This window comes from Ruegeria sp. CE12 (assembly GCF_056537525.1).
In genome coordinates this window covers 41,621-55,305 of record NZ_JBQFRS010000015.1, presented here as the reverse complement: position 1 = coordinate 55,305, position 13,685 = coordinate 41,621, and the positions used below count along the sequence as shown (strand labels likewise).

The following is a 13,685-nucleotide window of genomic DNA, read 5'->3' as shown; positions in this document are numbered from 1 at the left end:
GTGTTTTGGTCTCCGGCTTAGTGAACCGTTTCAACCTTGTGGAAATCCAGATCGCGCCCTTCGGGCATGGAGTCGATGCTCAGCACCTCTTTGCGCTTGGCAATCAGGATGTAGACAACGCAGGCCAGATACAGGCCAACCACAACCGCGCCGATCCACTGGATTTGCAGCCACTGGCTCTGGAACAACAGGGTCAGGACAAACAGCAGGACAACGTTTCCTGCGACATATGCCGCCTTGCCGAACCGTTCGACTGTCATGTTCAGGTTGTCGGTGTACAGGCGGATAAGCGAGTCCAGCGAGTTGATCACAAAGGTCACGCCCACGATCACCATCGCGATGTTGGTGATGCCTGCAGTGCTGATGCCGTTCAGGTGATAGTAATAGAGAACGGTGAACCAGATCGCCAGCGGGATCGATGGGAAGATCAACAGCGCGGCCAGCAGTTGCCATGTTTTCAGGCCGCCGACAAAACGCGAGGTGAACTGGCCAATCATGATCGACCATGCAAACCACCAGAACAGATAGAAGGCATGATAGTCAGTCAGCGGCAGGACAAACTTGTGCAGGTTTGCGAAGTACGCGCTGATATTGCTGCCCGTTTCTGCAAATCCGGTCAGACCCATACCAGCTGCAGCCCACATGCCCAGAATCAGAGCAAGGAACAGGAAGGTGGAGCCCACCGACAGGATGCGCACGTATTTCAGATCTGTCGACGAATAAGCCGCCGCCAAGATAACCACGAACACGATGATGTAGAATGTGGTGACAACGGATTCACCGTCTCCGACCTCGGGCAGGTAGCCGGGCAGGTAGATCAGGAACAGGCTGGCGGTAAAGGCACAGGTGCCGATGATCACTACGTTGTTGATCAGCTTGACCAGCGGGATCTCAAAGAACTTCACACGTGGTTCGATGACGCAGAAGTAGAACGCGGTCAGGAAGTAGAACGCCCAGATCAAAAAGCCCCAGAAACCGAACTCGATCGCCAAGGGGTTGGCGAATGCGTAAGCCGGTTCTTCGGCATAGCCGCCGAACTCGGTCAGCGGGAACATGATCAGGCCAACGTCCAAGCCGGATGTGAACAGGATCGCAATGAATGTGAACAGATGGACAGGCGTTACACCAACGCAGCGAAGATTCCACCATTTCACGACGAAGAAAGCGACCAGGCCCAATGCCAACAGGACGCCAAAAGACAGGATGTATTCCAGAAGCACCGACAAACCTCCCTTGATGTGTCAGATCGGGCAGCGGATATCTTTAATTGGCCGGTCAATCAATAAAAACATGCGTAATGACTTTCTTGTATGGCGCATGTGTCTTTTTTGACGAAGTGATGACCTCGCGCTTGAAGCTTTTTACAAAATCGGAAACAGTCCTGCCGATTTGAAAAGGGGATCGTGATGGACCTGCGCGCCATAGCCATGGGGCTGATATTTGCCTTCATCTGGTCATCCGCTTTTACATCGGCACGGATCATAGTTTCCGATGCCTCGCCTCTGTTTTCGTTGGCACTTCGATTTCTGATTTCCGGTGTGATCGGCGTCACGATTGCCAGGGCAATGGGGCAGAGCTGGAGGCTCACCAGATCTCAGTGGTACGCTACCTTCCTATTCGGAATTTGCCAGAATGCCCTTTATTTGGGTCTGAATTTTTATGCGATGCAAACGGTCGAGGCATCGGTCGCCGCCATTATAGCGTCGACTATGCCATTGCTGGTCGCTTTGGCAGGATGGCTGTTGTTTGGCGAAAAACTCCGTCCCTTGGGCGTCATCGGCCTGCTCGCCGGCTTTGCCGGTGTCGCCCTGATCATGAGCAGCCGGATCAGCGCTGGCATTGATATGTTCGGTGTCATGCTCTGCGGTTTGGGTGCTTTGGCGCTCACGCTGGCAACGCTGGCGGTTCGGGGTGCCACCTCGGGGGGCAACTTCATGATGGTTGTCGGACTGCAGATGCTTGTGGGTTCAGCTATTCTCTTCGTCGCTGCACCGCTGTTTGAAACCATCTATATTCATCTGACCGTGCCCTTTGCGCTGGCTTTCACCTATACAACCCTGTTCCCCGGCCTGCTGGCGACATTGATCTGGTTCTTGCTTCTGAACCGCATCGGTGCCACCCGGGCCGCGACATTCCATTTTCTAAATCCTGTGTTTGGCGTCGCCATTGCCGCCATCTTGTTGGGTGAAAGGCTTGGTGCGCTTGATGTGATCGGTGTGCTTGTGACGACAATTGGTATTCTGGCCGTGCAGTTGTCGCGCCAACCCGAGGTTAAAACTGCCTGATCCAACGCACGAGCGCGCGAGGCATCTGAAATATGGCTTTGATTTCCTCTATGATGTGCCCAAATAGTGCATCACGAAAGACAACACCGGAGGAGCCATGACTCGTTACACCAAAGACCCCGAGGCCATCGCCGCCCTCTCTCCCGAAGAGTTTCACGTGACTCAGCGCAGCGGTACCGAACGGCCGGGTACTGGAAAACACCTGAACAACAAAGAGCCGGGTATCTATGTCGATATCGTCTCGGGTGAGCCGCTGTTTGCCTCGACCCATAAATACGAATCCGGCTGTGGCTGGCCTAGTTTTACCAAGCCCATCATCCACGAGCATGTCGAAGAGCTCGAAGATCGCACCCTGGGCATGATCCGCACCGAGGTACGTTCGAAACATGGCGACAGCCATCTGGGCCATGTGTTTCCGGACGGTCCGCGCGAGCATGGCGGGCTGCGCTATTGCATAAACTCTGCCGCGCTTCGGTTTATCCATCGTGACGATATGGAAACCGAAGGTTACGGCGAATTCCTGATCCATGTGGAGGAAATCCAATGACCGAACAACGCGCTGTTCTTGCCGGGGGCTGTTTCTGGGGCATGCAGGATCTGATCCGCAAGTTGCCCGGCGTTTCTCGCACTCGTGTCGGATACACTGGCGGAGACGTACCAAACGCAACCTATCGCAACCATGGTACCCACGCAGAAGGGATTGAGATCTGGTTTGATCCTACCAGGATCACCTATCGCGAGTTGCTGGAGTTCTTCTTTCAGATTCACGACCCGACCACAGTGAACCGCCAAGGCAACGACGTCGGGATGAGCTATCGCTCTGCCATCTACCACGTCGATGAGGCGCAGAAACAGGTCGCAGTGGACACAATCGCCGATGTGGATGCCAGCGGAATTTGGCCGGGTAAGGTCGTGACCGAGGTGGAACCTGTGAGTGACTTCTGGGAAGCCGAGCCCGAGCATCAGGACTACCTGGAGCGTATCCCAAACGGGTATACCTGCCACTTCCCGCGTCAGGACTGGGTGCTGCCAAAGCGCACCGACGCCGCAGAATAGTAAACCCGCCTCCTCCGTTCGCGGAGGAGGCTAGCCCACGGCAACCCTAGGTCGGCCGCTGGCCTCGACGGTCACAAGCGCCTCGACAAACACGTCCCTGCCTTCGACCTGCGCAGTGCGAATATCGCGATCTATAATCACTCGGATATCTTCTGCTCCGGCCTCGCGTACTGATTTTTCGGTTTCGTCCCGTAGAACCGATTCCAACAGGCCCAGCGCCGCATCCGGTTCTGAGAAATCCTGTGGCCCATCCTCGAGATGCACGCGAAAGAGCCCTTCGGAAGGTGACGTCACCGTACCGGCACGCCGCAATGTAAGGCGACCAACCACTGCACCAATGGCATTGGCGACGCCGGCATGTTCTGGCAGGACCATCGCGCAATGTAGCCGCTCACCAACCGCCGGATAATAGCTGGGGGCCGAAGCGCCCAGCCCGACCACATCCACATTCAGCGCGGCATCCAGAGCCATCAGACCCCGGTGTCGAGACAATCCGCGCTGCGTCAGAACATGCCGCGCCAAGTCTTGTGCTGGTAGGCCCAATCCATCGGTCTCTTCTGCAAATGCAGTCTCTAACAAGGTCAAAGCTGTCTGTTCCGTCAGTTGATCAATGATCATCTGGGCAAGCGCCTCGGGGGATTTTGCCAACAGGTCACCAGACCCAACCCGCCTGCGCGCGATCAGCTCCAACGCTTTACAGGCAGCCTCGCCGTCCCAATCCGTAAGCCTGCCAAGTACATGGCTGGCATCTGATGGAGTAATGCCAGATACCTGCACAACGCCGCGGTCCACCAGACGGTTCAGCGCACCGTTTTCCATCCGGGTTCGCAGCAGTGAAGACAGGGGTAATACGGTGTCGCCAAGCCGATCCAGCAGAACCTCTTCGCGTTCACCAACACCATCCGCGCGGATACCCGGCACGCGGCGGGCAAAACGTGTGTCATGCTCTCCGACCGTCGTGGCCCGTAGTTGTTCATCCAGAACCGCATGGACGATTTCTGGCGCTTCTGCTGCGATCAGTGAAACTGGCAAGACACGTCTTGGTCCAAGAAACACACCGCCGCCCAGGCCTTCGGTCACGACATGCACCTGGCTGTCCCCACCCAGACCATGGGTTCGCATTGCAACGGCTTCGACCATGGTTCGGAATCCACCAACTTGCGCACCGGCTGGATCGATCGCTGGCTTGCCATCGCGGATCAACGCCACATCCGTCGTCGTGCCGCCTATATCCGAGACCAAAGCGTTTTCGGCCCCGGTTAACCAGCGTGCACCCACGATCGAGGCAGCAGGTCCGCTGAGGATTGTTTCGATCGGCCGTTCACGGGCCTGCTCTGCGCTCATCAAGGCACCATCACCACGCACGACCATCATTGGGGCGTGGATGTCGAGTTCGCGCAATCGGTCCTGAGCACGTCCGATCAACCGGTCTATCATCCCGATCAAACGGGCGTTCAGCACTGCTGTTACTGCCCGTTTCGGACCGTTCAGCTTGGCTGACAACTGATGTGAGCAGGTGACAGGGGCGCCCGTCTTTTCGGTAATGGTCTGCGCTGCCTTTAACTCATGTGCCGGGTTACGCGTGGCGAATTGTGCTGCGACCGCAAAGCCCGAAATGCCTTTGTGAGAGTCTAGAAATGCCTCAAGCGCTTGGATGTCCAGCGGTGCAACCTCGCCTCCGGCATGGCTGTGGCCGCCCGAAATCACCAACGCAGGGTCACCCTTCAGGGCATCCTTCAACCCATGCTTTTCCAGATCGCTTTCCCGAAAGCCGATATAGATCAGAGCGACACGGCCACCTTGCCCTTCAACCAGCGCGTTGGTGGCAAGCGTTGTCGACAACGAGGCAAGTGAGATCTGATCCGGTGACACCTGCGCCTCGTCCAGAACGGCCGAGATTGCCTTGCCCACACCAATCGCCAAATCTGCGCGAGTGGTCAGGGATTTGGCCGAGGCGATGACCTCTTTCTCATCCCGGATCAATACCGCATCAGTATAGGTTCCGCCCGTATCGACACCCAAAGCCAAGGCCATCGGGTCCTCCTTATTGTTCGCTGGTGACGGGTGTAGCGAATTGAAACGACGCGTCCAGCCTGTTTGCGGCACTTATGACAATCGTTTCACCGCCCATCGCGCCGCATCAGCGACGGTGGCATCCGGATCATGAATCAATGCCTGTGCTGCAGACCGCAGCGAAGCGGTGCCAGAGTTTCCGATGGCATAGAGGACATTGCGCACAAAGCGATCACGACCAATCCGCTTGATCGGTGAGCCAGAGAATTTCTGACGGAAACCCGCATCGTTCAACGCAACAAGCTCGGCCAGCTTTGGTGCCTTGAGGTCCTCGCGCGCCGCATAGCGTATGTCGCTTGCTGCCACAGCAAACTTGTTCCAGGGGCAGGCCGCCAGGCAATCATCGCAGCCGTAGATGCGGTTGCCCAGTTTCTGGCGCAGCTCTTCGTCTACAGGCCCTTTGTGTTCAATCGTCAGGTACGAAATGCAGCGACGTGCATCCAGTTGATAGGGGGCGGGAAACGCATCGGTCGGACAGCTGTCCAGACAGGCTCGGCAGGATCCGCAATGGTCCACTTCGGCTGGGTCAGCCGGTAGCTCAATGGTGGTAAAAACAGACCCTATGAAGGACCAATTACCCCAATCCCGACTGACCAGATTGGTGTGCTTGCCTTGCCATCCAAGCCCGGCTGCATGGCCCAGCGCCTTTTCAGGAACCGGCGCTGTATCGACAAATACCTTCACCTCTCCGCCGGCCTCGGCAATCAGCCAGCGTGCAAGGCGTTTTAGCCGTTTCTTGACGAGATCGTGGTAATCCTTGTTCTGGGCGTAAACCGAGATCGCACCCCGGTCCGGGTGGTTCAGAACTTCGGTCGGATCATGATCGGGCGTGTAGCTTTCGGCCAGCATGATGACCGAGCGAGCCTCGGGCCACAAAGCGGACGGATCGCCCCGCCATTGAGTCCGTTCGGCCATCCAAGCCATCTGACCGTGATATCCGGCTTGCAGAAAGGCATCCAGCCGAGCCGGAACTTCGGGAATGTCCCACGGTCGGCAGATGCGACAGGATACAAACCCTTCGGAAAGAGCTTGCGATATCAACCGCTCTTTGAGTGTTTGAGTCATCGTTATTGAGCCGAGCCGTTCCCTGAGCCTTTGGGGTTGGATGCGTCCCACCCCTTGTTCTGGATATCAGAAATCCAGATCGGCGTAATGGGCTGGTGGCCGGAAACCCGGGACCTGATCCGCAAGGATCGAGCGGAAGGCCGGTCTGGATTTGATCTTTGCATACCAATCCTTGACCACCTGACTGCGGTTCCAGTCCACGTCCGAGATGTAGTCCAAAGCTGACAAATGCGCAGCAGCGGCAAAATCAGCCAATGTCATCTGATCCCCCGCCAGCCAGCGGCGGTGATCCAGCAACCAGGTCATGTAGTCCAGGTGATACTTGATCGCCCGCGCACCTTCCTTGACGTTTTTACTGTCCGGATACCCCTGACCTGTCACCTTCTTGTTCACGCGCTCATAAAGAAGTTTCGAAGTCACTTCGTGGTGAAACTTGTCATCGAACCAGCCAACAATTCGCCGGACTTCGTAACGGGCCTCGGGCTTTTTGGGCATCAGAGGCGGTTCAGGGCGGGTTTCTTCGATGTATTCACAGATCGCAGCGCTTTCGGCCAACACCAATCCGTCCAGCCGTAGCACTGGTACCTTGCCCGCTGGATTACGCCGAAGAAAATCTGGATCCTGTTCCCAATATCGTTCTTCGACCAGTTCGACTTCGATCTTCTTTTCCGCCAGCGACAGACGGACCTTGCGACAGTAGGGGGACAGGGGAACGTGAAACAAACGCGCCATGGACTTCCAATCGAACCAGTGAATACTTCCAAGCTTTAGCCTTGGCAGGGTAGTGGTTTCAATCCTCGAAACAATCTGCGCGACCATCTGCGCGGATGGTAGCCGCCCCATCAAGGATCGAAGCCGCCCGGCGACGTGTCCGAACCGAAGGGTCTGTAACCGACCTGTTGCGGGGAGAGGGCAGGATTGCCGCCAGTCGGGCAGCCTGTACCGGCGACAGCTTGGCGGCGCTGACACCGTAGTAACGTTGTGCAGCCGCTTCGACCCCAAAGACCCCTTGTCCGGTCTCAGCGACGTTCAGATAAACCTCAAGAATCCTCTGCTTGCTCCAGAAGATCTCGACAACAGGTGTCATCGACGTTTCCAGCGCCTTGCGGACCCAGCTGCGGCCCTGCCAAAGGAAGACGTTCTTGACCACCTGCTGGGTGATGGTTGATGCGCCACGTGATCCACCATCCTCAAGCGCATCGCGGATCGCTTCGACATCAAATCCCCAATGAAGGCAGAAATTCGCGTCTTCTGCAGCCACGGCTGAGCGCGCCATAATGGGCGAAATCTCTTCAATCGGAACCCATTCCCGGTCAACACGTCCCAACCGGCGCCATTCAGACCAGATTGTGTGGGTGACCGGTGGGTTCACAACCGAATAAATCAGAACAAGGGCTACAAAGAACGCAGCCAACCCCAAGGCACCCCGTATCGCCCATCGCCTGATCCGGGCGAAGAGTGAGGGCTGATTTTTGGCTTTGGTTGCCTTGTTTTTCTTACCGCCTGATTTGCGGACTGCTTGCTTTGCCATACCTCGCTATACGCTGCGCAACCGTTATTTGAAACGGTCTATATCGCGATGAGCCGACCATCGCGCGGGCGAACCACCGGGCGCACGGTCTTCTGAGCATGCAGCTCGCGGCTGGTAAGCTCAGGAAACAATGCCAGAATTTCAGCCTGTGTCTCGCGTTCGGATTGCGAGACTGCATGTCCGGGATAGTAGCTTTCGCTTTTTGCACCGTTTGCTGTCACAATTTCATGCTGACCGAACAAAAGGTGGATGTAATCTATTTCTCCACCTTCGACCCGCGTTACGGTATCGCCGTTAACCAGAGAATGTGCTGCGATCAGAACCTCTGTATGTCCAAACAGATATGGTGCCCGCCAGTCAGCAATCAGCATCCGATGTTGGGGTGACACCAGGGTCTCGCGATCCAACTCCAAAACACCGGCCTCAAATCGGATCGGCGCAGTGTCCCCGGTGGCGGCCACCGTGGTACGACCAACCCAGAGCAAGGGTTGTGGACCATTGTCCATAGTATTTACCAGATCACCCGGCTTCAGATCTTCAACTGCGCGTGGTCCATCAGGCGTTTCGATCATGGTGCCCGGTGTAAAACATGGTGGACCAAGCTGGCCGGGTACATTCAACGGTCCTTGCGTATTTACGAATGTAGTTGAAACAAGCGTCCCTTCTTCAAGGACCTTGCCGTCGGTTGGGGTAAATACCCGCGTCCCGTCAGCCAGGTAGAACGTGATGCCGGTATATGTCACCGGGCCAGTTCCGGGGACGTTTATAACAACTGTATCGCCGGGCCACGAAGAGGTTACATCCTGACCGTTTACTGTGTCGCCGCCAGGAGCCTCAATCTCACCATCGTCGTTTTGATCGACAAGATTGTAGTTCTCAACGGTCAGCAAAGTTCCTGCGGGGGGCGGGTTCGCCGGGTCCATTGCAAAGAACTGATCAAAGTAAGTTGTTGGCATCGAACTGCTCCACTACGCGTACCAAACCAAGCCTCAGTATTGTGTCAATTCCTGAAGAAACTTTGACCAATGCTAGGCGTTTTTTCTGCAAATACGCAATGAATCAGGTGAAATTGTTGCCAAACAGCAAAACCCCGCACGTCGCAAGCGACACGCGGGGCTCTGATTTTCAACTGTTCGTAAACCTATTCTGCCGGAACAGCCGTCGCCTCCAGGCTAAGCGGGTGAGCCAGCTTGTTCAGCATCTCTTTGGGACAAACCTGCAGGAAGTTGGTCTTTTCAACCTCCCAATGCTGCAGAATATCAATGGCCTTGCGGCTGTTGGTTTCTGCAACATGACGCTCGATCAAAGATTTCAGCTGATCTTCCCAGTGATCAACAGTGACCGGGCAGGTGACCAGGGTCTCCAGGTTCATCAGCAGCTCTGCCTTGCCTTCCGGGTCGTAAAGGTAGGCCATGCCCCCCGTCATCCCCGCACCAAAGTTCGCGCCGATATCACCAAGGATCACCGCAACGCCACCAGTCATGTATTCACACCCGTTCGAGCCACAGCCCTCGATCACCACCTTGGCACCCGAGTTTCTGACGGCGAAACGTTCACCCGCACGGCCAGCAGCAAACAAGTGACCATCGGTGGCACCATACAGCACCGTATTGCCGATAATGGTGTTGTCATCCGCCTTGAGCGGGCTGACCTGCGGCGGTCGCACCACAATGGTGCCACCGGACAGGCCTTTGCCGACATAGTCATTGGCATCGCCCGACACCTCGAGCTTCAGGCCCGGAGCTGCAAAGGCTCCCAGAGACTGACCGGCCGAACCCTGCAGTTTCACGTGCAGATGATCGTCCTGGAAGGTGTTCCGCATACCAAAATTCTGCACGATGTGGCTGGAAACGCGAGTGCCCACGGTGCGATGCGTGTTTTGGATCGCATAGGACAGCTGCATCTTTTCGCCGTCTTTCAGGAACCGTGCCGCGTCGCGAACAATCTCGGCATCCAGAGTATCCGGCACCGCATTCCGATCCTTGTCGCGGTTGTAGACGATGTTGTGCGCACCATCGACCGTGATCAGCAGGGGGTTGAGGTCCAGATCGTCCAGATGCGCCGAACCACGGCTGACCTGCGCCAGCAAATCCGCCCGACCGATGATCTCATCCACCGAACGCGCACCGAGGCTGGCCAGAACCTCCCGCACTTCCTGTGCGTAGAAGGTGATCAGGTTTACAACCTTGTCTGCGTTGCCGGTGAATTTGGCACGCAGGGATTCATCCTGCGTACACACGCCAACCGGACAGGTGTTGGACTGGCACTGACGCACCATGATGCAACCCATTGCGATCAGGGCGGCGGTTCCGATGCCGTATTCCTCGGCCCCCATCATCGCAGCCATGACGATGTCTCGACCTGTGCGAAGCCCACCATCGGTCCGCAGCGTGATGCGATCCCGCAGGTTGTTCATCGCGAGGACCTGATGTGCTTCGGTCAGGCCCATTTCCCACGGCAAACCGGCGTATTTGATGGACGTAGCGGGCGACGCCCCGGTGCCGCCATTGTGACCCGAAATAAGGATAACGTCCGCTTTCGCCTTGGCCACACCGGCAGCAATCGTGCCAACACCCGAAGACGCCACCAGTTTGACCGTCACCTTGCAGCGCGGGTTGATCTGCTTCAGGTCATAGATCAGCTGCGCCAGGTCTTCGATCGAGTAGATATCGTGGTGCGGCGGCGGCGAAATCAGCGTCACGCCCTTGGTCGAATGCCGCAGACGCGCAATCAGGTCGGTGACCTTCATGCCTGGAAGCTGACCACCCTCACCGGGTTTCGCGCCTTGGGCGACCTTGATCTCCAGTTCTTCACACTGATTCAGGTATTCGGCGGTTACACCAAACCGACCCGAAGCAACTTGTTTGATCTTGGCCGACGGGTTGTCACCATTGGGCTCCGGTACGAAATGCGCCGGATCTTCGCCACCCTCGCCCGAGTCGGACTTGGCACCGATCCGGTTCATCGCCACGTTCAGCGTTTTGTGCGCCTCAGGGCTCAGCGCGCCCAGCGACATACCCGGCGTCACGAACCGTTTGCGGATCGAAGTGATCGACTCGACCTCTTCAATCGGCACCGGCTTGCCCAGCGGTTTGAAATCCATCAGGTCGCGCAGGTGGATCGGCGGGTTCGATTGCATCTTGGCCGAGTATTGCTTCCACAGCTCATATGAGGCGCGGTTACAGGCCATTTGCATCATGTGCATCGAGGTTGCTTCCCACGCGTGGGTCTCACCCGATTTACGCGCTTTGTAGAAACCACCGATGGGCAGAACATCCAGACCGCTGTCCCACGCTTTGGCATGGATTTCTTCGACTTTGGTCTGAATGCCCGTGACACCGATGCCGGAAATTCGGCTGGTCATACCCGGGAAGTACTCGGCCACCATCGCGCGGCTGAGACCAACGGCTTCGAAATTCAGACCTCCGCGATAAGATGAGATCACCGAAATACCCATCTTGGCCATGATTTTTAGCAGACCCTGGTCGATGGCTTCGCGATAGCGCGCAACGTTTTCAGTCAGGGTGCCGTCCAGCAGACCACGATCAATGCGGTCGGCCAGCGAATCTTCGGCCAGATAGGCGTTCACAACAGTCGCGCCACAGCCGATCAGAACCGCAAAGTAATGCGGATCGACACATTCTGCTGAGCGAACGTTCAGCGAGCAGAAAGTCCGTAGGCCCTGACGGGTCAGGTGCGAGTGCACTGCGCTGGTGGCAAGGATCATCGGCATCGCCACACGACCTTCACCAGAGTTCATGTCGGACAGAACCAGGTGCCCGGCGCCCGAACGAACCGCTTCCTCAGCTTCAGCTCTAACACGGGCCAAAGCAGCGCTCAGCGCACCCTGACCGGGCTCAAAGCTACAATCAATCTCAGCCAGCGGAGCATTGAGGTGCCCAACCAGTTCATCCCATTGCGCGTTGCCGACAAAGGGGCTTTCCAGAACAATGATCTCGGTCTGGCTACTGTCCTCGTCCAATACGTTCTTCAGGTTCCCGAACCGTGTTTTCAGCGACATGACGCGGTACTCGCGCAAACTGTCGATCGGCGGGTTGGTGACCTGGCTAAAGTTCTGCCGGAAAAAATGGCTGAGCGGGCGGTATTGCTTGGACAGAACCGCTGAGGGCGTATCGTCGCCCATGGATGCCAGCGCCTCTTTGCCGTCTTCGGCCATGGGCGCCAGAATTTGCTCCAGCTCCTCGACCGAATAGCCTGCTGCGATCTGGCGCTTGCGCAGGTCTTCACCCGAGAACATCGGCTTTTCGGTCACACCTGCCAACGCTTCGTCCAGATCATTGATCTTTCCGACCCACTCGCCAAACGGCAGTGCAGCGGCCAGTTTGTTCTTGATCTGCGTGTCGCGGAACAGTTTGCCCTTCTTCATGTCGACGGCCAGCATCTGTCCCGGGCCAAGCGCGCCCTTTTCGGTCACGGTTGCCTCGTCAATCGGCACCATGCCGGCCTCGGATCCCGCAATCACAAGACCGTCGCCTGTCACCACATAACGCATGGGGCGCAGACCATTGCGGTCCAGACCGGCACAAACCCAGCGACCGTCAGTCATGGCCAGTGCGGCCGGACCGTCCCACGGCTCCATCACTGAGTTGCAGTAGGAATACATGTCGCGCCATGCCTGCGGCAGTTCCACTGCCTGCTTGGACCAGCTTTCCGGCACCAGCATGGTTTTTGCCATCGGGGCCGAACGACCCGCGCGCACAAGAACTTCGAAAACCGAGTCTAATGCGGCCGAATCCGACGACCCCCCTGCGATGATAGGTTTGATATCTTCGGCATAGTCGCCAAAGGTGGCTGATGCCATGCGGATCTCATGGCTTTTCATCCAGTTGACGTTGCCCTTCAGCGTGTTGATCTCGCCGTTATGGGCTAGCATGCGGAAAGGTTGCGCCAGCCACCACTGCGGGAAGGTGTTGGTTGAATAACGCTGGTGGTAGATCGCAAAGGCGGATTCGAATCGTTCGTCCATCAGATCGGGGTAGAAGACCGCGACCTGCTCGGCCAGCATCATGCCCTTATAGATGATTGATCGGCAGCTGAGCGAGGCCAGGTACAAGCCCGAGATACCCGCGGCCATTGCCGCCTTTTCGATGCGACGACGGATCACATAAAGTTCACGCTCGAACGTATCCTCATCCACACCTTTCGAGTTCGAGATCAGAATTTGCTCGATCTCTGGTCGGGTGGCGTTGGCTTTTTCGCCCAGACAGGTCACATCAACTGGCACATGACGCCAGCCATAGATGTAATAGCCCATACGCAGAACTTCGGTTTCCACGATGGTTCGGCAGCTTTCCTGCGCGCCAAAATCAGTGCGGGGCAGGAAGACCTGACCAACCGCAATCAGCTCGTCCAGTTTCGGTTCATGGCCGGTACGACGGATCTGATCATAGAAGAACGGAACCGGAATCTGCACGTGGATGCCAGCGCCATCGCCGGTCTTGCCATCCGCGTCCACCGCGCCACGGTGCCAGATCGCCTTAAGGGCATCGATGCCCGCATCCACGACCTTGCGGCTTTTCTTTCCGTCAATGGAAACAACAAGGCCAACACCACAGGAAGAATGCTCTTCTTCCTCAGAATAGAGACCATTTTCGGCCATCCATTTGCGCTTGGTTTCTTCGTTTTTGACCCAGTTTTCGTCATATACGCTCATG

10 protein-coding genes are annotated in these 13,685 nt (G+C 56.8%); 3 read left to right on the top strand and 7 right to left on the bottom strand.

Annotation, left to right across the window (positions count from 1 at the left end; all coding sequences use genetic code 11):
- Nucleotides 1-17: 17 nt before the first annotated feature.
- The gene (locus ACR0IO_RS21635; protein ID WP_480744717.1) at nt 18-1,214 is read right to left on the bottom strand and encodes a BCCT family transporter; all 1,197 of its coding nucleotides are present in this window, start codon (nt 1,212-1,214) and stop codon (nt 18-20) included.
- 192 nt (nt 1,215-1,406) lie between these two features.
- On the opposite strand from ACR0IO_RS21635, the gene ACR0IO_RS21630 reads away from it, so the two are divergent.
- The 3 genes from ACR0IO_RS21630 (at nt 1,407) to msrA (ending at nt 3,341) form a co-directional block, all read left to right on the top strand.
- Nucleotides 1,407-2,285: a DMT family transporter gene (locus ACR0IO_RS21630; RefSeq protein ID WP_155143083.1), complete on the top strand. Its 879-nt coding sequence runs from the start codon at nt 1,407-1,409 to the stop codon at nt 2,283-2,285.
- Between the two features lie 97 nt (nt 2,286-2,382).
- Nucleotides 2,383-2,832 (top strand): peptide-methionine (R)-S-oxide reductase MsrB, encoded by a 450-nt coding sequence (gene msrB / locus ACR0IO_RS21625; protein ID WP_170335875.1) that lies wholly within the window; start codon nt 2,383-2,385, stop codon nt 2,830-2,832.
- Nucleotides 2,829-3,341, top strand: a complete 513-nt coding sequence (msrA, locus tag ACR0IO_RS21620) for a peptide-methionine (S)-S-oxide reductase MsrA (RefSeq protein ID WP_480744680.1) — start codon at nt 2,829-2,831, stop codon at nt 3,339-3,341. The genes msrB and msrA overlap by 4 nt, the downstream gene beginning before the upstream one ends.
- A 30-nt stretch (nt 3,342-3,371) precedes the next feature.
- On the opposite strand, the gene ACR0IO_RS21615 is transcribed toward msrA, so the two are convergent.
- The 6 genes from ACR0IO_RS21615 to gltB form a co-directional block, all read right to left on the bottom strand.
- Entirely contained in the window at nt 3,372-5,375 is a 2,004-nt protein-coding gene (locus tag ACR0IO_RS21615) for a hydantoinase/oxoprolinase family protein (protein WP_480744678.1), read from the bottom strand.
- A 72-nt stretch (nt 5,376-5,447) separates the two neighbouring features.
- Nucleotides 5,448-6,479 carry a tRNA epoxyqueuosine(34) reductase QueG gene (gene queG / locus ACR0IO_RS21610; protein WP_480744676.1) on the bottom strand — a complete coding sequence of 344 codons (1,032 nt, stop codon included), beginning with the start codon at nt 6,477-6,479 and terminating at the stop codon, nt 5,448-5,450.
- Between the two features lie 66 nt (nt 6,480-6,545).
- Nucleotides 6,546-7,211 carry an FtsZ-binding protein FzlA gene (gene fzlA / locus ACR0IO_RS21605; RefSeq protein ID WP_155143088.1) on the bottom strand — a complete coding sequence of 222 codons (666 nt, stop codon included), beginning with the start codon at nt 7,209-7,211 and terminating at the stop codon, nt 6,546-6,548.
- Between the two features lie 58 nt (nt 7,212-7,269).
- Nucleotides 7,270-8,010, bottom strand: a complete 741-nt coding sequence (gene mtgA, locus ACR0IO_RS21600; RefSeq protein ID WP_155143089.1) for a monofunctional biosynthetic peptidoglycan transglycosylase — start codon at nt 8,008-8,010, stop codon at nt 7,270-7,272.
- Nucleotides 8,011-8,048: 38 nt separating this feature from the next.
- Nucleotides 8,049-8,966: a Hint domain-containing protein gene (locus ACR0IO_RS21595; protein WP_155143090.1), complete on the bottom strand. Its 918-nt coding sequence runs from the start codon at nt 8,964-8,966 to the stop codon at nt 8,049-8,051.
- Between the two features lie 185 nt (nt 8,967-9,151).
- A complete protein-coding gene (gene gltB, locus ACR0IO_RS21590) occupies nt 9,152-13,684 on the bottom strand; it encodes a glutamate synthase large subunit (protein ID WP_155143091.1) in 4,533 nt (1,510 codons plus the stop codon).
- Nucleotide 13,685: the final 1 nt, after the last annotated feature.